Origin of the sequence: Nocardia amikacinitolerans NBRC 108937 (genome assembly GCF_001612615.1) — a bacterium.
Taxonomy (GTDB): Bacteria; Actinomycetota; Actinomycetes; order Mycobacteriales; family Mycobacteriaceae; genus Nocardia; species Nocardia amikacinitolerans.
The window spans coordinates 117591-138398 of the sequence record NZ_BDAU01000033.1; the positions used below are offsets into that span (position 1 = coordinate 117591).

A 20808-nucleotide genomic window follows, 5' to 3' on the forward strand; every position below is an offset into this window, starting at 1 on the left:
GATTTGCTCCTGTGCTTCGCGGATAGCCGGCACGGCGCGAGCTCACGATCGGTCGATCACGGGGTTGGCGGCTAGCGCCTCGGCGCGTCGCTGGAGACGCTCAGCGAGCTCGTCGGTCCGAGTTTTCAGTGTTTCCTCCGTCAGCCCGTCCGACGTGGGCACCGTCGCGGCCACCTCCTCGGTGATCTCGACGGCTCGGCCGTTCGCGAAGAACTCGTCGTACAGCTGCCGGTACGCGTCCTCGTACTGCGCGGTGAACGCGCTCGATGCGAGGTATCGATCGATCAGCGTATTGCCGATCTTGATTCCCGAAGCGCCCGAGGGCATTTCCGGGGGAATCTGTGCGTTGCCGCCCCCGAACGAGATGATGATCTCGTCGTGCGGGCCCGCTGTCGAGTCGCTCTGCAGGACGAGATTGAGATCCCAAGAAATGATGGAGAATTTCTGCGTCTCCAAGTCGTACCAGAGAAAGCCGTTGCGGCCGGGACCGGAGATGTCGTCGAAGTTGACCAGCAGGTTCTGAGTGGCGGTGTACCGGGCCAAGGATGCGGTGTCGACCCGGTTACCGAGTTCCGCCGCGAACGTCGCGTCGTCCGCCTCGTCCAGCCATTTCAGGAAGGAGATGATTGGCTGCAAGTCCATCGAACCCTGCCCGTTGACCTGAGTGAACTGCTCGGCGTAGGTGGTCTGGTCGTCGCCCTGGTAGCTGAAGTCCGCGTCCGCGGTGACCTTATATAGCACGCCGTCGCCCTCGGTCAACGAGTCCGCGTAGCCCTCGTCGGGATGTTCGAGAATCAGCCTGGTCTGGGATGCGGAACCGTTGACCGAATACACCGCGTAGCCGTACCGCTGGGTCGGTTGCCCGGACTCGGCGGTGATCTCCAGCGCCACCGCCTCGTTGAGTACCGGAGATCCCGGTCGGATCGACAACTCGGTCATCCCTTGATATGCCCGGCCTTCGACGTACTCGTTGAAGCTGAGCAGCAGCGGCAGCGAGGCGGGATCGTCCACGCTGAGGATGACCATATTCGCCGGTCCCATTCCTTGGCCCGCTTGGTCGCCCCTGGCCGGTGCGTGGGCTCCACCGGTTGCGTGGTCGGCGCCGGGCCGCTGTTCGCCACCGGGTTGTTGGGCGCCACCTAGTTGTTGCGCGCCGCCCGGCCGATGTTCGATGCCACGCAGGCTCATCAAGGTCGAATTGCCCTTCAGCCGGGCCGCGACATCGGTGAGTAGCGTGCCGTCGATTGTGACCTCGGCACTGACCCAGTCCTTTTCCCCCTCCTTTTGATAGGTCTCGATCATGTCCTGATATTCGGCGGCATTGATCTCGACGGTGATCTCGTGCTCGGTGGTCGCGTCGAACAGGTCGACGGTGCCCGCGATATTCTCGGTGATCGGCGAGCTGATCACCGACGCGTCACCGGTGATCAGCGGCCGTATCGGCGCCGTGCCGAAGACGGTTGCCATGACAGTGACGAAGACGCCGAACGCGGCGGCCAGTTTCCAGTTCTGCCGCAGTGACCTCGGAAACCGGTGGCGTAAGCGCGATTTCGGCGGCTGAGGGGCTCCAGCGGATGACATCAGATATCAGTCTGGTCGTAGCCGGTCAGCACCGTGACGCGCTGACCGGTGTTGACGCCGCTGAGGGCGGAGATCAACTCGGCGGGCCGGACGCCCTGCTTCAGCTGCGCGGTGTAGTAGAACTCGGTCAAGGCCCCTGCGCGGACGCTTTCGGTGCTGACCAGCTCGAACTCCTTGGTGTTGGCCACCAGGATGTCCTCGACCACGGCCTGATAGCCGGGCTCGGGCGGCACCTGCACCTTGATCACCTGCCGCTGCACGTCCAGCTTGAACCAATTGAAGCGATGCATCAGCAGCAGCACCAGGCATATGGCGACGGTGGCGGCGATGGCGAGCACATAGAAGCGGGTGCCGGTGGTCATGCCGATCGCCATCACCAGGAAGATGAAGCCGACGTCTCGGGTCTCCTTGATGGCGTTGCGGAATCGGATCACCGACAGTGCACCGACCAGCGCGAACGCGCGGGCGATATTCGACCCGACGACGAGCATGATCAGGCTGATCACCATGCCGACCACGACGAGGGTCTGCACGTAGGACTGGCTGTAGGAAATGTTCTTGTGGGTCCGTTTATAGACGAACGCGATTATTGACGACAGGACGAACGACAGCGACAGCGACACCACGATGTCGAAAGTGGTGAAGGTGCCGCTCAGGTCCTGGATGTCGAGATTCATGACTGTACCTCTGCGCGCGAGTCGGGACGATGCGCCGCGAAATCGGCTATGTCGTCGAGTGATTGGAACCGAGAGCGCGGAGCGAGCCGGTAGGCCTCGACGCTCTGGCAGTACTTCGAGATCCGCACGACCGACATGTTCAGCCGTGCGGTGAGATCGGAGACCCAGTACGGAATGCGCTCGTTGGCCTTGATCTCCACGATGCACAGGTGTGGCGGGATGATGAAGCGGTTCTCCGTCACCGCGCCCAGATGGAAGTCGCGGTCACGCCCGTGCACCCGGTGATCGATGGTGGCGCGCAAGCCGAGATCGGAGTCGGTGCCGACGAACGCCTCCCGGTTGTAGCCGGTGGTGACGATCGGACGCAGGTCCAGCTTGGTAACCAGCTCGCTGACTTCGTTGACGAAGGCCTGTTGGCGCCCCTCCAAGGAGATATCGAGACGGCCAGCGCACAACGCGCGGGCTTGATGGTACGGCAGCCGGATGCGTCGCTTCTGCGTCACACGATTCACCCGCTGTTTGATCTCGACGAAAACCGGTGTCTCTTCGGTCACTTCGCCCGGGTCGCCGTACAGGCGCAGCCGCAATTTGCGGCGGAACTTCAAGCCTTCGATCTTCTCCCAGTAGAAGCGCAGATTCCGGGTGTCGTAGTACAGGCTGGTCACCGGGTAGCCGCCGGCGTCTCCATGTGCGTCTGCGGCCATGCGGTCGCGCAGTGCGGCACGCAGCGCCGGGACGTCGCGCTCGTCGGCCAAGTACTTGATCTCGTACCGGTTGAACGCGTGTAGTGCGCTGGCGGTCTCGGTGACCACGCTGCGTTCCTCGTCGCTGTGGGCGACTATGGAAGTGCCGCCGGTGTCTTGGACGGTCCGGCCATTGAAATTGGACAGCCGTTCGAACAGTTTCACCGTTCCTCCTCTGTTGTGGACGTGCGGACCACGCTGCAATCGGCGATCTATCCGATGCTGAAAGGCTGTCCGTACACGGTGACCTTGGTCTTCGAACCCTTCTGGTACGCGGTGACATTCGCGTACAGTCGTGCCTGCGCGTAGCCGGCGCAGCCGGTGAGCCCGAAAGTCTTGTCGGTGAAGGTGAGGCTGCCGTTGTTGCCTTCGAACGTGAAGTAGCCGACCGTTTCGGTGTCGCCGTTCTCGTCCTTCTGCTCGATCTGCAGGATCGAATACCGCTTGACCTCGCCGGGCCCGAGCGTGACATCGCCGCCTGCCGCGGCGCTGACGGCGATGTCGCCGTCGCCGAGCTCGGCATCGCCGCCAGCGTCGGCGCCGGCACCGAAGGCGACCTGGCACCCGATGATGTAGCCGACCTCGATGCGGCCGCTGGTCATCGACTCCGCGCCGGTGACGGCGACATGGCCGGAGACCCAGACGTTACGGTGCAGCGGTGTGGCGCCCATCGATGGCGAAATCGTCGCGGAATCGTCGCTGGTGACCGTCACGATCCCACCGTCGATGAGTGTCTCACTGACAGAGACCGGCGGTAGTTCGACGAATTGATCGGCGTGCGCCGCGCCTGGCGACAGAAATCCGAGCGCGACGGCGGTGCCGCCTGCCAGGCTGACGATGCGAATAGCGCGGCTGCCGAGGGTCCTGTTCAAACCGTGTCCTTGTGCTGTGCTGATCATTCGAGCCTCAGCCGATGCTGAAGGGCTGGCCGTACAGCGCACCGGTGTACCGGTGCGCGCCATTGTCGGTGGTCAGGCTGACAACCGAACGGGCCTGCGCGTAGCCGCCGCAACCGGTGATCTCGATGCCCTGATCTCGGTATCGGATGCTCGCCTTGCCGTCGACGAGGTCGATATCGGTCACCTTCGCGTACTTCACCTCGCCCGCGTTCAGTGGCACCGCCAATCCCGCGGAGACCGAGGGGGAGTCGAGGTCGATCGTGGCACCGAGTTCAGCCTTCAGTCCCTCGAGATCGACCTGGCAGCCGACGAGATAGCCGATTTCGAGCTCGGTTTCGACGTCCGCGGGCGCTGTCCCGGTGGCGTTGCCGCTGACCCACGCGGTACGACCGGTGCCGTTGGCGTTGAGTGCGGGGGAAATCACGGCATGCTCGCCGAAGCTGTTGAAGAAGTACGGGCCCACGGTTCGTTCGCCGCCGGGGAGGTCTATCGCGGTGTCGGCGTGCGCGGTGCCCGCGCAGGTGGGAACCGCGATAACGGTGGCGATCAGCCCCAGTCCGATCCGGCGCCGGTATCCCGCCATCCGATTGTTGTCAGTTCGCATCGATGTCTTTCGCGTGCAGGGTTTTTGCTGGTCTGTCGACCGTTGTGTGGCTGCCGTGCGCCGCGAGCGGAATGCCCACGTGATGTTGCGCGCGGAATCACGCAGCAGCCATCTAGAAGACAAATGGATGAAGCTCAGGTGAATGCCCGACGAACCTGGCAGATTGCTGTGAGCAACGGTGCGGGTCAGTGCGGGTGGCGTGTGCGCGTCTCGAATCGAGAGCCCTATCCTGGACCGGTGCACGACCGCGTCAAGTCCCGCGCCGCGATCGGTTTGGTCGCCGGCGACGACTATGTCATCAGGCCGTTCGGCCTGGAGGAGGTCATGCTGTGGTTGCGGGCGATCCTGCGCAGGACCGCCGGGCCCGAACCGGACCCATGGCAACCTCGGTTGCGCCTGGACGTCGACGCCCACCGGGCGCATCGGGCGGGCGTGAAATTTATTTGTGTGCGACAGAATTCGGCCTGCTCGAGTATCTGATGGTGAATGCCGAGCGAGTGGTGAGCAAACAACAGATCATCGACCGGGTGCGGGGCGGGGAGAAGGGGCGAGACGGACGAGTGGTGGAGACCTTCATCAGCCAGCTGCGCAGGAAGGTCGACACCGGCCATCCGCCTCCGATACACGCCATCCGCGGCGTCGGCTACACCCTCCGGCTGACGAGCGATCGTTCGTGAAGGCTCCGGTACTGCCGCGCCGCTGGACGCTGCGCACCCGCTTGCTGGCGGCGCTAATGCTGATCGCGGCCTCGGGCCTCGCGGCCTTTGGTGTGTTGAGTGTACTGCTCCTGGATCGCTCGCAGCTGGAACGAGTGGATGCACAGCTGAGCGTGGTCGCCGGGGACATGGCTGGGCAGGACCGGCCGCCGCCCCCGGCTCCCGCGCCGGGTAGCCCACAGGTCCCGTCGGATTTCCGCGTCATGTTCTTCGACCTCCGTGGTGATCAGATAGGCCGGCTCGGCGCCCCGGGGCAAGCGGGAACGGTTCCGGAATTGCCGCCGATGGACGCCGCGGCGGTGGCGGCCCGCGGTGCCGCTCCGTTCACCGTCCCAGATCAGACGAACACGAGCATCCGATGGCGGGTGAGCGCTGCTGTCCAGGCCCCAAACTCGGCCCAGCCCGAGGGTGGGACGGTCGCGGTCGCAATGTCGCTGGCCACCTCGGATGCCACCACCGAGCGGTTGCGGACGATCGAGCTGGCGGCCGGGATTGGACTACTGGCCGCGATGGTGCTGATCGCAGCCGTGCTGGTCCGGATCGGACTCCGCCCGCTCGCGCGCATCGAGCACACCGCCGAGGCCATCGCGGGCGGTGACCTGGATCGGCGGGTCGGCGACACCGATGCGCACACCGAGACGGGACGGCTCGGCATCGCGTTCAACGTCATGGTGGCGCGACTGTCTACGGCGATGCGGCAACTGGAGGATTCCGAACAACGAATGCGGACATTCGTCGCAGACGCCTCGCACGAACTACGCACGCCGCTGACGACCATGCGTGGCTATGCCGAGCTGTACCGCCACGGTGGTGGCGACACCGAATCGGACGTCGGGAAGCTGATGGAGCGGATCGAGGCCGCAGCCATCCGGATGGGCCTGCTGGTCGAAGACCTGCTTCTGCTGGCTCGCCTGGATGAGCAACGACCGCTCGACCTGGCCGAAGTGGACCTCGGAGCGATCGCCGCCGACGTCGTGGCCGACGCTCGCACCAGAGCGCCCGCTCGCGAGATCGGCGTGGATGTGCCTCCGACGCCGCGGTATGTCGTCGGCGACGAGAACCGGTTGCGCCAAGTGGTCACCAATCTGGTGAACAACGCGCTGGTGCACACGCCGGGCGCCACAACGATCAGCGTCGTGGTGCGGGTGCAGCTCTCCGCCGCGATCCACAGTGAGATCGCGGCGGAGGCCGGCGCCGAGTTGCCGGATGCCGATGAATACTTGGTGCTCGAGGTGGCCGACAACGGTCCCGGGATACCGAGGGCGAAAGCTCCGCACGTATTCGATCGTTTTTACCAGGCGAGCAAATCGCGTTCCCATGCAGCAAGTTCCGGCCTCGGCTTATCGATCGTCTCGGCGATCCTCACTGCGCACGGTGCGCGGATACAACTGCTCACCACCCCGGGCGCAGGGGCGACATTCCGTATCCTATTCGCGCCGCGATGACACCCAGCAGGGATTCCAGTCCTTTGCCAGCGCAAGACGGCGCTCCAAATTCTATGCGGCGCGAGTCGGGTCACGTTCACGAGCCATCCATGTCCTTTGCTTGGTATGGCGATCGACTGCCTCAGGATGATGACTGAAGATGGTCCCCGCGATAAGCGGGCTCTCCCGCAGGGAATGAGACACAGCTGATTCGCAGCCGCGCGGGAGGTTTCCATGAGCTGGCCGCACCAGGATGGGAACGGTCAAGGGGGTCGGCGAATTGTCGCGACCGGCTCACCCGAGCAGAGGAGATACGAATACATGATGAAATCGAAGCTCGCCAAGGTAACGGTGATCGGGGGAATCGGCCTCGGTATGATCGGCCTCGGTGCCGGTGTCGCTAGTGCACAGCCGGGTCCTGGCCCGGTCCCTGGCAATCAGAATCCCGGCCCCGGCGGACCCAACTCAGGCCATGGCAATCAGAATCCCGGTCCCGGCGGACCCAACCCGGCGCCAGGCCCTCACCAGCCGACGCCGCGCGGCTTCTGGCTCTTCAACCAGTGGATCCCGTTGCCCTGAGCTCGCCAGCTGAGCTTCATCTGGATGGCCCGGTGACACGATACGACATAGCCCCGCTCCTGAGTTCGGTGTGAGCGGGGCTTCGTCGTATCGCGAGGCGCTACGCGGCCGCGCCACGATCGACCAACCTCTGTGTGAGCGCTCCTTCCGAGTCCGAAGAGGTCGTCCCCGACACTCGGGGTCATGCGAGCCCGCGCGGCAGATTGACGGTGAAGGTCGCGCCCTGGCCGAGTTCGCTTGTCACGCCGACATGGCCGCCGTGCGCCGTGACCAACGCATGCACGATGGACAGGCCGAGTCCGGTGCCCCCGCTGGCACGGGTGCGTGAATCGTCGGTGCGGTAGAAGCGCTCGAATACGCGAGCCGCGGCGTCTGCCGACAATCCGGGACCCGCGTCGATCACCTCGATCCAAACCTCCTCGGGGCAAGGCGTGAGGCGTACCGTGATCGCCGAGTCGGCGGGGGTGTGGGTGAGCGCGTTGCCCAGAAGGTTGGACAGCACCTGACGCAGCCGAGCCGAGTCTCCGACCACGTCAAGGGTGCCGACGCCTCGGACGAGCTCCAACGAGATCGATCGGGCGGGTACCGACGATTTCCGCGGCTGTGGGGCGGCCATCGCCCGTGTGCTGTCAACCGCGTCGCTCGCTAGGGCGAGCAGGTCCACCAGTTCGCGTTCCAACGGGCGATTGGCGTCCAACCGCGCGAGCATCAGCAGGTCCTCGACGAGCAGACCCATTCGGCCCGCCTCACACTCGATCCGTCGGAGCAGCATGCCCGCGTCGGTGCTCGCACCCTGCCGGTAGAGTTCGGCGAAACCTCGGATCGTTGTCAACGGTGTGCGCAGCTCATGGCTCGCGTCGGCGACGAATCGGCGCATTTTCGCCTCGGATTGGCGTGCGGCTTCTTCCGAGGCCTCGGTGGCCGCGACGCCCCGTTGGATCTGGGCCAGCATTTCGTTGAGTGAGCGAGCGAGATGGTCGACTTCGGTATCGATGTCGCGCACCGGCAGTCGCCGATGTAGGTCGCCGCCAGCGATGGCGGCGGCCGTCCGCTCCACCTCGCGCAAGGGGCGCAGGCTGCGCCGGATCACCAGGTAGCCGAAGACCCCGAGTGCGCCGAGGGTGGTGAGACCGGTGCCGATCTCGAAATAGATGAGGCGGGAGACGATGTCGGAATTCTCAGTGAGCGGCATGCCGATCGTGGTGGAGCCGTATTGGTTGGCGGTGGTAAGCACCCGCCACCGGGTGGCGGCGCCATCTGCCGAATTCACCGTCACCGTGAGACCTTCGGGTGTCGATGTGAGATCCGGCGTCGTGCCGTCCGCGCCCGGCAACTGCTGCATGACCTCTCCCGCGGCGTTCTTACGCAGTTCGTAGAACCGGCGTGGTTGCTCTTCCAGTGATATACCCACGACGGGAGGGTTTGGTAAGTCCGCCGGAACCCAGCTTGTCCGACCGTCCTCGGTGACGATCTGCGTCATCTTCCTGGGTTTCGCCCATGATCGGGCGGCGTCCTTTAGTTGTTCGTCCACTCGGGCGGTCAGGGAACGGCTCAGCGCGGAGGTCACCGCGGCCCCGGAGGCGAACAGCGCCGCGGCCGACAGAGCGAGCAGCGCTATTACCAGTCCGACGCGGAGCGGAACGGCCGCTGCCCGTCGGGCGAGTGCCTCGCGCAACCTCATGCCCGTGTCGAGCCCGGTTCGCGCAGTACGTAACCCACGCCGCGCAGCGTGTGGATGAGCTTGGGATCGGTGGTGTCGATCTTGCGGCGCAGATAGGAGACATACGATTCGACCACCCCCGCGTCGCCGCCGAAGTCATAGCGCCACACGTGATCCAAGATTTTCGGTTTGCTGAGCACCTTACCTACGTTGACCATGAAGTACCGCAGCAGCGTGAATTCGGTGGGCGACAGCGAAACCGGCTCGCCCGCCTTCCACACTTCGTGACTGTCCTCATCGATTTCGATGTCTGCCACCGTGATCCGCGAGTTCTCCTCGGCCGCGACGAACCGCCCGGACCGGCGAAGGATGACCCGTAGCCGTGCGATCACTTCCTCGAGGCTGAACGGCTTTGTCACGTAGTCGTCGGCGCCGAGGCTGAGCCCGGTGATCTTGTCCTCGACCGCGTCGCGGGCCGTGAGGAACAGCACCGGCGCCTGTATCCCGTTGGCGCGCAGGCGGCGCAACACCCCGAATCCGTCGATACCGGGCATCATCACGTCCACGATCAACGCGTCGGGTCGAAACGATCCGACTTTGCCCAGCCCCTCGGCCCCGCTGGTCGCCGTCGCGACTTCGAAACCCTGGAACCGCAGGCTGACGGCCAAGAGTTCGGTGATGGTGGACTCGTCGTCGATGACGAGAACACGCGCCTCCTGATTTCCACTGCTCATGGGATCTATCGTTGGTTCGTCACCTACGCGCGACCTCAGCGAAAACTGTGTGTCCGCTGTGGCTGGTTGTCGAGCGGTTCGACAGTGCATTAGCCAGCGGTTCATCCGACAGCTTGCAATGGCAGGATTTGACCACTCGCCGGGTCGATTCCTGTCGATGCGTCATCCGGCGGTTTCGCGGGTTCGTCGGTGGCGCTCGCCGGCCGGATGACGACTTGGAGACAATTCCTCGGCGGGCGTGTGGCCGCACGACCGGCGGCCACTGGTGACGTCAGAGCCTCTTCACCTAATGGCAAGTGCTGCAGTATCATTTGCAGCGCATTCATCGCTGGCAGCCTCAGGTGCGGTGACGATTTCCGCCCACTGGCTCGAGATCACGGTTGACCGGCTTTGGGCTGATCGGCCTTCGGTTTGTCGGCCCAACGTGTCGTGCCTTCCTCGGCGTTCAGTGTGGTCAACAAGTCGATGCCCGATGCGACCAGCGTGGGTCCGCCCGCGGCCACGGTGCCGAGGATGCCGCCGACGCTCGCGCCCGTCACCAGTCCAGTCACGCAGCCTGCGACCAGCGTGACGACGCACCCGATGGCAGCGCCCACCGCGGTGCCGAGAAACGCGCCGATGGAGGTGGCCATGCCGAACTGCGTGGAGAACTCGTTCATCGCGTGCTGATTCTCCGCCTGCGACGCGATCGGTTTGACGATCAGCGGGCGGCTGACCTCGAGAGCGCTCGGCTGCCGCGGAGCCAACGTCAGCACAGTGCCGTCCTTCTCGACGACACCCTCTACCGGGACATCCACGCCGGCGACGGTGAATGCCAGCGGCAGCGTCAAGACGGTGTGTCCGCTGTCGTCGGCGAGGTCGACGACGTCGACGACGTCGGTGGCGGAGACGGGCTTGCCTGTCTCGTCGATTGCCGTGCCGTTGATCTCGGTCAGCCTGGCACCCGAGGCCACCTCGTCTCGGTGTGCCTTCGTCACGGTGAAGGTGCCGTGTTTTACGGTGGCCACCACCGTATGGTCCACGAGCTTCGTCGAATACACGATGTCCGGCCGCACCACGACGTCAGGTTCGGCATGCGCGGCGCCGGCGGCGAGGGTGAGTGTTCCGACGACCGCGATGGCCGCCGCGCTACCGCTGCGGGGTTTCATACTGTCTCCCTTTCGATCAAAGGAATTTCGTACATGCGTTCCCGTGCTGTTTTCGGCAATTCCACCGCGTGGGTTCGGCGGAGAGGGAGACGCATGTGGCGATCAAGATCGGAGGAAGCTTAGCCGAATGGTATCGATAGATGCGAGTTCATAGTTGAAAATCCCCTGCGGTACGGGTGAATTCACGGAATTGATGAAAGAAGGAGTATGCGTCTTGCAATTCTGGATATCCGACGCGTGGTCGCTGTGAGATTTCTTCTAATTCGCTGGAAAGGGGCCGGGACGCGCTCGGCCCTAGATCTTCCGTGCTTGCGCTGGGATGTGATGTTCGGACGAACACTGCGACACAGATCGGTTCAGCGGCTTCGGCCCGCCGCAGCCGGATGTCAGCGGCCGCCGTCCGATGGTACGGCGCAGCATGCTCGAGGGCAGCCTGCCGGCGGCCATGTCGCGGCGCATTCGCCAGATGCCGCGCAAGTCCTTCAGCGCGGTGTCGACGATGTCGACCCGGCTGTCCGGGTCGTCGATCCAGTCGACCGGCACTTCGTGGATGCGCAGCCCGGCGCGTTCGGCGATGACGAGCAACTCGGTGTCGAAGAACCATTCGCCGTCCTGAACCAAGGGGAGCACCTGGCGGGCAACGTCGGAGCGCATTGCCTTGAACCCGCACTGCGCGTCGGAGAACCGGGCGCGCAGTGTGGCTTTGAGGATGGCGTTGTAGCAGCGCGAGACGAACTCGCGCTTGGGACCGCGGACCACCCGCGATTTGCCGCTGAGGCGGGTGCCGATGGACAAGTCGGAGTGCCCGGTGAACAGGGGGGCGATCAACGGCAACAGTGCGTTGAGATCGGTCGACAGATCGACATCCATGTATGCGACCACCGGGGCGTCGGAGGCCAGCCAGGCGGTGCGCAGCGCCCGTCCGCGGCCTTTGGCATCGAGGTGCACGACGTTGACGTTGTCGTACTCGCTCCGGATCAGATGCGCCAGCTGAAGCGTCGAGTCCGTACTCGCGTTGTCTGCGATGGTGATTCGAGTTCGGAAGGGAAACTGCGCAGCCAGGTGTTCCTCCAGGCGGTACACGCAGTCCGCGAGGCTGTTCTCCTCGTTGTACACCGGAATCACAATGTCCAGCGCGGGATTCGGGATCGGAGTCAGAGTGGTGTGCGGGGCAATGAGTGCTCGTGTCATGTTGTCCACGATCACGTTCGTGCCTGCCGTGGCCCTGGAACGAGGCTGCCAGCTCGCTGTGAATGGATTTGCGGACGGTCGAGCGGAACCCTGTGCGGCGATGGGTGGCGCGCCTTCAGCAACTTCCCAGCTGGGCCTGCGGCAGATCTGAGGTACGTCGCCGACCATGAATGACGTGGCGCTAACGGAATTCGGTGCTAACCGTTGGATGCCATGCACTTCCCGCGAGAAAATTCCTCATCCTGAATCCCTCGTGGGAAATCGAGCCGCCGGGCGAGGCCTTCCAATCCACTCGCTCGGCGGCTCCTGTGCTCTTCTCCTCGTTCAGATCGTGCACGGATTCTTGCAGCCGTTCGCCGGACCGTGCTTTCGGGCTATCTCGGCGGTGGATGGCGCTTTCGGCCGACCCGATTGCCCCGGACCGTGAGGGGGTCCGGGGCAATCCGGTCGGCCGAAAGCCTGCGGGGATCCGAAGAATCGCGCCCGGGGTATCCGCGTCTTCGACCGGCGTGTCGAGGATGCACGGGGTACGAAAAGACGCCATAGCATTCCCCGGCCGGGAGCGTCGCAAACTCCCGATTGGGCGATTTGCGGAGTTCGTCGACGTCTGTGCGCATCAGGGTGGGATTGCTCAGGTATAGCTGACGTCGCGAGCGGCGACTAGGATCGATCGCTATGTTGGCGGAACGCAGAGCACGGACGGGGCGTCTGCCTGCGGAAATGGACGATTTCGTCGGCCGCGATGCCGAGTTGGACCAGATTGTCGGACTGCTGTTGTCATCGGCCCGGTTGATCACGTTGGTAGGTCCGGGGGGTATTGGGAAGACACGTCTCGCGACCGAGGTGGTCCGGCGGATCCGTAAGTCGAGTCGGATACCGGTCTATTGGGTGCGGCTGGCGCGGCTCACCAGAGGCTCCGATGTGGCCGCAGTCGAGAAGGTAGTCGCCTACACCGTGGTCGAGTCCGATTTCTGCGGCCGGTCCGAGTGGGACGCGCTGATCGCCAAACTGGCCATGACCGACGAGTCGGAGCGGAGCAAGAAGTCGATCCTGGTGATGGACAACTGCGAGCACGTGCTGGATGGCGCCGGACAACTGATCTCGGAGTTGCTGGAGATAGTGCCTGGCCTGACCATCTTGGCTACCAGCCGTGAGGCGGTGGGTTGGGTCGACGAGCACGTTGTGACGGTTTCGTCGTTGTCACTCCAGGAGGCCGTGGCGTTGTTCCGGCAGCGCTCGGAACTTGCCGGTCACCCCATCGCGACGAAGGACGAGATTGCGATGGCGTCGCGGATTTGCCGCCATATGAATAACTATCCGCTATATATCCGGTTGGCGGCCGCACGGCTGATGCGTCGGCCGTTGGCGATGATCGTCGAGGAACTGAGCGGAGAGGTGACCGACAAGCGGATGCGATGGACGCACTGGCCGCGGTTCGGGGCCGAGACCCGTCACAGGGGAGTGCGCGACGCGATCGTCTGGTCCTACGACCTGTGCCTGGACCAGGAACGGCTCCTTCTGGACCGCATGTCGGTCTTCGCGGCCGGCTACGACACGGGTCCCGGGGAGGACTCCCTCTCCGACGCGGACGTCGGTGTCGACCTGGAAGCCATCGAGGTGGTCTGCGCGGACGATCCTCGAAGGACTGGGGACCACCCGGACCAAGTCGAGTCCACGACTCTACCGGTCGAGGATATCGGCCGCGTGCTCGAGCGCCTGGTCGACCAGTCCCTGGTAACAGCGCACATCACAGCGACCACGGTGCGGTATTCCCTGCTGGAGAGTGTCCGCGTATTCGCTGGACAGCGGTTGCAAGAACGCTCCACCGCAGAGGTGGACGAACCAGCACGCCTCGCGCAACGGCATCGGCGCTATTATCTGGACAAAGTCGTTGCAGCGCAGAAGAATCGGCTCTTCACTGGCTACCGCGAACTACAGGACTGGATCCGCGCGGCCTGGGACAATTTCGCGCGGGCCATCGAGACGAGCATCCCCTCCGGCGAGCCTGCGCTGGGTATGGAAATCGCGACAGGCATGATGCTGCTGCCGATCGTCAAAGGATCGCCGCACGAAACGTGCGGGTGGGCTGAACGTACACTCCGCGCGACCCGCGCGCTGACATCGGAGCCGAATGAACCCCAGATCAGAGCTATGGCGCTGATCGGGTGGTCCTACCTAATGTCGGGCAAGACCGACGAGGGTCAACGAATGTTCACGGAGTGCGTTGCCGCCTGCCTCCGTGACTCGGCAACTTCTCCGGACTGGCGGGCGACGCCGCAGATCGACGCGGGGCTGCCCGCTCCCGCCGAATTCGTATGGGGCGCGGAACTGCTTCTAGTGCACCGGGATCCCGTCGCTGTCACCCTGTTTGCGCGCGCTCGGGAGAAGTTCGGCGCAGTCGGGGACATCGGTTTCGAGGTGATGTGTTCGAATATGGAGGCGTGGGCCGCGGGCTTCGTCGGATCCGAAGATCAGGCCTTGCGGATCACTCGCAGCCATCTCGACAACGCCACCGCGTCCGGCTCCGAGTGGATCACAGCTCTTGCCGAGAATGCGCGGGCGGTAGCGCTGGCGAGGCATGGAAACCCCAGGGAGGCGTTGGCGGTAGCTCGCAGCGCGTTGGCGCATCACCTTTCGACTGAGGACAAATTGGGTGAATCGTGGGCGGTGCATATACGCATATTCGCGTTGGGGCTGATCATCGCTGATATGACGGCGGCAGGGAACGCTGACCGTGCCGAACTCGCCGCATTGGCCACCGAAACCGCACGACTCGCGGGCGGGGCCGCCACCTTGCGCGCGCGGCTAGGTGTCGCACTCGGTGATCTGCGACCTTTCACCGACGAAATCGACAAAGCGATTGAGCTCGCCCGCGAGGTGCTGGGACAGAAGGCATTCGCCACCGCGCAGCGGCAGGGCAGCCTGTTGCGTCCGGAGGCGCATGAGGTGGAGCGGCTGGCGCTGGGAACGCTGTCCATGGACCGGTTGCCGATCGACCATCCCGCCAGAAAGGAAAGTTCGTCACACTGGCACGAGCTTTCCACGGCTGAGCAGCAAGTGGCCGTTCTGGCGGCCGCCGGATGGACGAATGCTGCGATTGCGATCCGTCGAGGAAGTTCGTCGAAAACCATCGACGCCCAGATGGCCGCGATTCTGCGCAAGTTGATCATCACCTCGAGGGAAGAGATCATCAAGCTGGTTCCGGAAAATCAGATCGGTCTGGTCCGGGTAGAAGCGACGAAGCGGCCGCATCGGACAGCGAAGAAGCGATCGGGGTGACATCTGGGTGGATGAGGCGCACTCTGTGGCGCGACCGATCCGAGGCGTCCGCGTGCCCGTCCCGTGTGGCCGAGGGGCGTAGGTAGGTAGATAGTGAGCCGCGTCACCGACTGGCTCCGAGTACTCCCGATGCGCGCTGCCACCTTAGACCTCGAAGCTCGAGTGGTCCGTCGGAAACACAGTGCGATGAGGTCGTTGATGAGTACGAACACCTGGCCCGCTCCGGCCGAGCAGTCGGAGAGCCCTTCGTCGTCGGACGATGCCGTGCCCTTGTTGGATCCCGGAAAGCTGATTCAGGCGATAACCGGAAGGGTTTCCGGCGGCTCGGCACTCGTCGGGTGGGCGAGGGAACTCGGCGATCTGCACGCTGAACTGGTTGCCATCCAGTTCGGGCGGGCGTCCCGATCCGGCTACGTCGACGGCGACCGGATTCATGCCGAGATCGATCGAACGGTCGATGAGATCAACGCGTGGGCGGCGCGGCATGTTCGGCGTGTCAAATGTGCACGTAAACATACGCATTCGCTGGGCGAGGTGATCAGCCATATGGCAAGAACCTACGCCGAGGCGTGGTGGACGGTACTGCATACGTCGGACGTCGCCCTGTGGCATGAGGTGTGGTCTCAGCTGGGTGAAGTGCGGCAGGGCTACGCGGATATGGTCGTGGAAATACGTGCGCGGCATCTTCAGCTTCCGCTGGGCGCGCGCGCGATTCGGAAGCGCGGAATCGAATGATGCCGCGCTCGATGCTTATGCCGTCGCGATATCGGACGACGGCAAGGCCGCCCGCCCGTCGTAGGTAGATAGTTTGAGGCCCCGTGCGGAATAGTTTCGCAAGGCCCCGATGTGCGATATCCCCTCGAGCCTGCATGCTCGAAGAGTCATGAGGTGGTGATGCACTCGAATCATTCTTCGGCACTTTTCACCTCGACGAAGGTTCGCTCGGACGCGAAGTGGCAACGGCGCCGATCAAGGTTCACAACGGCGTGAACTCAGCCGCGTCCGAGACGGACCTGCTTCTATATCTGAGGACGGTTCTACGTGACCAAGGAATACTGCTCCCGGTGCGGAACGGCACTACTGTCGGAGATCGAGCGTCATCGACGCCTGCACGTTCGCTGTTCGACTTTCGAGGAACGTGCCAGCGCTCGAATGACTCCCGCCGATTGGGACGCCGTAGCCGACTGGCTCGATCCAGGTCGAAACCATCGAAGGGGGCAGATGGGGGCCGAATAGCGGCCCACTGTCCGGCGGCAGCATCATCGCGAGCCGACTGAGACGCCGCTGCAGTCACAGCTGCGCCGAGAACCGGCAATGCCACGATGCCGACCTAACGCCTCGCACCACTGGTATGCCACTGAGGAGGTATCGCATCCGTGACCGGAAACGATGGACGGAGTTGCGGTCTTTCGCAAGCCTCACCATCGTCTTCATCCAGATCAGGCCGAAAGGCGGCCGCGGAGCCGGAGGGCGGCCAGCGCTGCCCGCGCGATTTGGTCCGGTGGCGCATCGATCCCGATTTCGGCCACTTGCTCGTCGGGTGTCGGATCCTCCAGGGTGCGCAGTTGGGAATCCAGCAGGCCAGCGGGCATGAAGTGGTCGAGCCGTGTGATCAATCGCCGGTGCAGTTGCTCCCGAGTGCCGATGAGATGAATGAAGGTCACGATCGAGCCGGTCCGTCCGGGTACGGCGCTTCGCAGTACATCTCGGTAGGACCGCTTGAGCGCCGAGCAGGTGACAATCCCTGAGCGCCCGGCCCGGACCTGTACTTCGATCCATTGTGCAATCCGGGCCAACCACGGCCATCGATCGGAATCGGTGAGCGGTTCGCCGTCTGCCATTTTCGCGATGTTCGCCGCCGGATGCAGATCGTCGCCTTCAACGAGTTCCCAGCCCAAAGCCGCGGACAACATCCCGGCGACCGTGGACTTCCCCGAGCCCGACACTCCCATCACCACGACAATGTGCGGTCTGGCTGCACTGTGACGCGGGATATCAAAAGGTTCCGGCACATTTCCTCCTTGGCGGCAACGCTGCCGTGTGCGGCTCTATACGACGGCGCTGAGTGTGAGGACCCCGGCGAGTCCGACGACTGAAATGACGCACTCCATCACCGTCCAGGTCTTCAAGTTCTGCACGACATCGAGACCGAGGTACTCCTTCACCATCCAGAACCCAGCGTCGTTGACGTGTGAGAGGAACAGTGATCCAGTGCCGATCGCCAACACCATCAGAGAGGCGTGGGTGGATGTGAGATCGGCTGCCACCGGAGCCAGAATGCCTGAAGCGGTCACCGTCGCTACTGTCGCTGATCCGGTGGCCACCCGGATGACCGCAGCCACACACCACGCCAGCAGCAATATCGGCAGGCTGCTATCACGCACTGAATCGGCCACCCAGCTGGCGATGCCGGTGTCGACCAGTACCTGCTTGAATCCGCCCCCGGCACCGACGATCAGCAGAATGCCCGAGATCGGCGGAAGTGCGCTGTCCATTGTGGCGGCCAGGTCGGACCGGGTCATCTGTGCCCCACGGCCGAATACGACGAGGCCGACCAGCACGGCGAGTCCCAGTGCTACCACCGGTGTGCCGAAAAAGGTGACCGCTTGCTTCAGCATCGACCGGGACTGCGGTGCCATCACGTCGGCGACGGCGCTGGCCAGCATGACGACGACCGGCAAGCCGATGACAGCCATAGTGGCGGCGAAACCGGGCCGCGGGCGATCCGGCGACGAATCTGGGGTGAGGGCATGATGTTCGACATTGTCGGTGCCGGGGCGGGCGCTTTCGGAATCGCTCTGCGCGGGGCCGCCCACAGGCACATTGCTGAGCAGGCTCGGCACCGGGACCCGGACCCAGCGACTGGCCAAGGTCGCGAACAATGGGCCGGCCATAATGATCGTGGGTATGGCGACGGCGACACCCAGCGCGAGTGTGAGTCCGAGATTCGCCTGCAACGCAGAGACTGCAACCAGTGGGCCCGGGTGCGGCGGTACGAGGCCGTGCATGGCCGACAGTCCGGCCAGGGCAGGGATCGCGACGGTGATCAGCGACAGCCCCGAGCGCCGTGAGACGAGAATGATCACCGGCATCAACAGCACCACGCCGATCTCGAAGAACATGGGCAAGCCGATCACGGCTCCGACCACACCCATCATCCACGGCAACGTATGCGGCCTGGAGTGTCGGAGCAGGGTGTCGACTACTTGATCGGCCCCACCGGAATCGGCGAGGAGTTTGCCGAACATGGCCCCGAATCCGATGAGGATTCCCACGCTGCCCATGGTCGAGCCGAACCCGCTCACGAACGACTTGACGGTGTCTGCGGCACCGAGGCTGGCGACCACGCCCACCGCGACCGCCCCGAGTGCCAGGGCCAGGAAAGGGTGCACTTTGAGCCAGGTGATGAGGGTGACGATCAAGGCGACACCGGCGAGGGTGGCAACGATCAGTTGCGTGCCACTGGCGTTCGCGGCGGCTTGGGCGGCGAGCATTGGCGCAGCCAGTAATTGGTGATGATTCATGACACAACTTCGGGTCGAGACGGTGATGCATGCCACTATGGCGGATTAGTACGATGAAATCAAGGATCGTCGTTCATAAGTAGTACGTATCGAACGGCTGACTGGATACGTGTGCTCGCCGGCTTCGGCGCATGCCAGACTGAAGCGGTGGATGAGGTCAGTGGTGGGTGAGTGTGGCGAGCAGCGCCAGTTGCACGAGTCGGTGCTCGATCAGCTGGGGTTCGAGATCGTTTCCGGTGCGCTCCCCGCGGGGGCCCGGATCTCCGCGGAGGAGATCACAGCACGCTTCCAGGTGTCGCGAACGGTCGCGCGGGAAGTGCTGCGTGTCCTCGAATCCCTCGACATGGTGCGGATCCGGCGTCGGGCCGGGGTTACCGTACTAGACCAGCGGGAATGGAATGCTCTGGATCCCAAAATGATTCGCTGGCAGCTGGCCGGTCCCGGCCGCTTCTCGCAGCTGGCCTGGCTCGCCGACCTACGCTCGGGTGTCGAGCCCCTGGCTGCTCGATTAGCCGCCACACACGCCTCGCCGACCCAGTGCGGCGAGCTGACCGCAGCGGTGATCGGCATGTCAGCGACTGCCCGGGCCGCCGACACGGCAGCCTATCTCGAACACGACATGCAGTTCCATGCGACACTTCTAGCCGCGTCAGGAAATCCGCTGCTGGTGGCGTTCGCACCGATCATTCGGGAGGTGCTGGTCGGCCGAACGGAACACGCGCTCATGCCGCACCACGCCGACCCCCGCGCCTTGCAGCTGCACCTCGACGTAGCCTCCGCGGTACAAGCCGGAGACGGTGCGGCCGCGGAAAGTGCGATGCGGGAGATCGTCATCGAGTCGGCGACGGCGGTCGCCCGTCTAGAAGAACAGCCCCAAGCCGATCCGGGCCTATGACAGGACCGGCGGTGGCCACCGCGATCGCTGCATCCGCTGGGGCGAGCATTCCTCTGATCCGCGGATCAGGCGAACAGCTTCTCGGAATTCCCGCGCATCACATCGGCGAGCCTGTCACCGGCGAGTTGTGCCGCGTTGTCGAGCGCTTCTGCGTTGGTTCGCCCTTCAGTGAGGGGTGTGAAGGGCCAGTCGCTACCGTAGTGGATGCGGGAAAGATCGGCGACACCCAGCAGAGCGGGCAGCTGGTCCGGGAGCGGCGACCCGGCTAGGTCGAAGTGCATCTGCTTCAATGCTTTTCGCAGCGGCTGGTCCTTGCCGGTCTGTCGTCCGCCCAGGGCGTCGATGCGTGAGCACAGGACCGAGAGGGCAGCTCCGCCGTGCGGAACGATGACGCGGATATTCGGGTGGCGCTCTGGGACGCCTTCCAGCACCATGTTGGCGATGGTGCGGGTGGTGTCGAAGAGAAACTCGATCATCGTGTTCGGGTAGGGCAGGCCGGTGTCCAGAGTGCCGCAGGCGGTGTGAGGGCTCGTTGGATGCAGGAACAGCACCGCTTTGCGGCGATTCAGTTCGGCGTAGACAGGTTCGAGTACGTCGTTGCCGAGGTAGGTGCCGTTGAAGTTCGTTTCGAACACCACACCGGCGGCACCGAGATCATCCAAGGCGTAGGCGATTTCGGTCAGCGCCCCGTCGATATCGGGCAGCGGGGTCGAGGCGAAGAAGCCGAACCGGTCGGGGTGGGCGGTCTTCAACCGTGCGCCCTCTTCATTTACCCGGCGGGCCAGCGTGCGCGCGGCGATGTTGTCGGTCAGGTTGACACCCGGAGAGGTGATCGAGACATATTGCTTAGTGACACCGAGCTGGTCCATCGCATCGAGCGCCGCGGACTCGCTCCATTGGGGCAACACCGGGATCCCGTCGGGTTTCGAAAGGCCCGCTGCGACCATCTCTTCCCGATAGAAGTCGGGCAAGTAGTGACAGTGCACGTCGATCCGTGGTGTCGCTGTGGGCGTTTCGCTGCTCGGCTGTTGGTCGGCGCACGCCGTCAGTAGTGGAATCGATACGGCCGCGGCAGGCACCGCTGCTGCGGCGGTGCCGAAGACCCTGAACGCGGTCCGGCGATCGAAATCAACCATCTATGTCTCCTGAAAGGT

Annotated in this window: 16 protein-coding genes and 1 pseudogene; 5 read left to right on the plus strand and 12 right to left on the minus strand. The window is 64.1% G+C overall.

What is annotated here, in order from left to right:
* Positions 1-42: 42 nt before the first annotated feature.
* The 5 genes from NAM01S_RS24530 to NAM01S_RS36220 form a co-directional block, all read right to left on the minus strand.
* A complete protein-coding gene (locus tag NAM01S_RS24530) occupies positions 43-1581 on the minus strand; it encodes a CotH kinase family protein (RefSeq protein ID WP_067789150.1) in 1539 nt (512 codons plus the stop codon).
* Positions 1581-2258, minus strand: a complete 678-nt coding sequence (locus tag NAM01S_RS24535; protein ID WP_067789153.1) for a DUF4956 domain-containing protein — start codon at positions 2256-2258, stop codon at positions 1581-1583. The genes NAM01S_RS24530 and NAM01S_RS24535 overlap by 1 nt, the downstream gene beginning before the upstream one ends.
* Positions 2255-3100 (minus strand): polyphosphate polymerase domain-containing protein, encoded by an 846-nt coding sequence (locus tag NAM01S_RS24540; RefSeq protein WP_067789282.1) that lies wholly within the window; start codon positions 3098-3100, stop codon positions 2255-2257. The genes NAM01S_RS24535 and NAM01S_RS24540 overlap by 4 nt, the downstream gene beginning before the upstream one ends.
* A 113-nt stretch (positions 3101-3213) precedes the next feature.
* The gene (locus tag NAM01S_RS24545; RefSeq protein ID WP_253799269.1) at positions 3214-3873 is read right to left on the minus strand and encodes an MspA family porin; all 660 of its coding nucleotides are present in this window, start codon (positions 3871-3873) and stop codon (positions 3214-3216) included.
* Positions 3874-3907: 34 nt separating this feature from the next.
* Positions 3908-4918 carry an MspA family porin gene (locus NAM01S_RS36220; protein WP_218018455.1) on the minus strand — a complete coding sequence of 337 codons (1011 nt, stop codon included), beginning with the start codon at positions 4916-4918 and terminating at the stop codon, positions 3908-3910.
* Positions 4919-4947: 29 nt separating this feature from the next.
* On the opposite strand from NAM01S_RS36220, the gene NAM01S_RS36225 reads away from it, so the two are divergent.
* Complete coding sequence (locus NAM01S_RS36225) at positions 4948-5181, plus strand: winged helix-turn-helix domain-containing protein (protein WP_218018456.1); 234 nt, start codon at positions 4948-4950, stop codon at positions 5179-5181.
* The gene (locus NAM01S_RS24565; RefSeq protein WP_067789168.1) at positions 5178-6665 is read left to right on the plus strand and encodes a sensor histidine kinase; all 1488 of its coding nucleotides are present in this window, start codon (positions 5178-5180) and stop codon (positions 6663-6665) included. Before NAM01S_RS36225 ends, NAM01S_RS24565 begins: the two co-directional genes overlap by 4 nt.
* Before the next feature lie 739 nt (positions 6666-7404).
* On the opposite strand, the gene NAM01S_RS24570 is transcribed toward NAM01S_RS24565, so the two are convergent.
* The 4 genes and pseudogenes from NAM01S_RS24570 to NAM01S_RS24585 form a co-directional block, all read right to left on the minus strand.
* A complete protein-coding gene (locus NAM01S_RS24570; RefSeq protein WP_307188702.1) occupies positions 7405-8634 on the minus strand; it encodes a sensor histidine kinase in 1230 nt (409 codons plus the stop codon).
* A 266-nt stretch (positions 8635-8900) separates the two neighbouring features.
* Positions 8901-9617, minus strand: coding sequence for a response regulator transcription factor (locus NAM01S_RS24575; RefSeq protein ID WP_067789174.1), 717 nt, complete (start codon positions 9615-9617; stop codon positions 8901-8903).
* A gap of 374 nt (positions 9618-9991) precedes the next feature.
* Positions 9992-10675 (minus strand): DUF8020 domain-containing protein, encoded by a 684-nt coding sequence (locus NAM01S_RS24580; protein WP_253799266.1) that lies wholly within the window; start codon positions 10673-10675, stop codon positions 9992-9994.
* 468 nt (positions 10676-11143) lie between these two features.
* Positions 11144-11956, minus strand: a pseudogene (locus tag NAM01S_RS24585) (dolichyl-phosphate beta-glucosyltransferase); the annotation flags it as partial.
* A 720-nt stretch (positions 11957-12676) separates the two neighbouring features.
* Between NAM01S_RS24585 and NAM01S_RS24590 the strand changes: the two are divergent.
* Both NAM01S_RS24590 and NAM01S_RS24595 read left to right on the plus strand, forming a co-directional pair.
* Positions 12677-15235, plus strand: coding sequence for an AAA family ATPase (locus NAM01S_RS24590; RefSeq protein WP_169810898.1), 2559 nt, complete (start codon positions 12677-12679; stop codon positions 15233-15235).
* 198 nt (positions 15236-15433) lie between these two features.
* A complete protein-coding gene (locus NAM01S_RS24595) occupies positions 15434-15970 on the plus strand; it encodes a hypothetical protein (RefSeq protein WP_157107891.1) in 537 nt (178 codons plus the stop codon).
* A 704-nt stretch (positions 15971-16674) separates the two neighbouring features.
* Here the strand turns inward: NAM01S_RS24595 and NAM01S_RS24600 are convergent.
* A complete protein-coding gene (locus NAM01S_RS24600; RefSeq protein WP_067789186.1) occupies positions 16675-17187 on the minus strand; it encodes a gluconokinase in 513 nt (170 codons plus the stop codon).
* 96 nt (positions 17188-17283) lie between these two features.
* Positions 17284-18729 carry a GntP family permease gene (locus NAM01S_RS24605; protein WP_067789189.1) on the minus strand — a complete coding sequence of 482 codons (1446 nt, stop codon included), beginning with the start codon at positions 18727-18729 and terminating at the stop codon, positions 17284-17286.
* 181 nt (positions 18730-18910) lie between these two features.
* Here NAM01S_RS24605 and NAM01S_RS24610 point away from each other — a divergent pair, with 181 nt between their 5' ends.
* Positions 18911-19654, plus strand: a complete 744-nt coding sequence (locus NAM01S_RS24610; RefSeq protein WP_067789191.1) for a FadR/GntR family transcriptional regulator — start codon at positions 18911-18913, stop codon at positions 19652-19654.
* A gap of 65 nt (positions 19655-19719) precedes the next feature.
* Here the strand turns inward: NAM01S_RS24610 and NAM01S_RS24615 are convergent, their stop codons facing one another.
* Positions 19720-20790, minus strand: coding sequence for an amidohydrolase family protein (locus NAM01S_RS24615; RefSeq protein ID WP_253799263.1), 1071 nt, complete (start codon positions 20788-20790; stop codon positions 19720-19722).
* Between the last annotated feature and the right edge of the window lie 18 nt (positions 20791-20808).

Coding starts and splice junctions, on each gene's coding strand:
- NAM01S_RS24530 (WP_067789150.1), bottom strand. CDS start 1,581: ATGTCATCCGCTGGAGCCCCTCAGCCGCCGAAATCGCGCTTACGCCAC.
- NAM01S_RS24535 (WP_067789153.1), bottom strand. CDS start 2,258: ATGAATCTCGACATCCAGGACCTGAGCGGCACCTTCACCACTTTCGAC.
- NAM01S_RS24575 (WP_067789174.1), bottom strand. CDS start 9,617: ATGAGCAGTGGAAATCAGGAGGCGCGTGTTCTCGTCATCGACGACGAG.
- NAM01S_RS24590 (WP_169810898.1), top strand. CDS start 12,677: ATGGACGATTTCGTCGGCCGCGATGCCGAGTTGGACCAGATTGTCGGA.
- NAM01S_RS24595 (WP_157107891.1), top strand. CDS start 15,434: ATGAGTACGAACACCTGGCCCGCTCCGGCCGAGCAGTCGGAGAGCCCT.
- NAM01S_RS24600 (WP_067789186.1), bottom strand. CDS start 17,187: ATGGGAGTGTCGGGCTCGGGGAAGTCCACGGTCGCCGGGATGTTGTCC.
- NAM01S_RS24605 (WP_067789189.1), bottom strand. CDS start 18,729: ATGCTCGCCGCCCAAGCCGCCGCGAACGCCAGTGGCACGCAACTGATC.
- NAM01S_RS24610 (WP_067789191.1), top strand. CDS start 18,911: ATGAGGTCAGTGGTGGGTGAGTGTGGCGAGCAGCGCCAGTTGCACGAG.
- NAM01S_RS24615 (WP_253799263.1), bottom strand. CDS start 20,790: ATGGTTGATTTCGATCGCCGGACCGCGTTCAGGGTCTTCGGCACCGCC.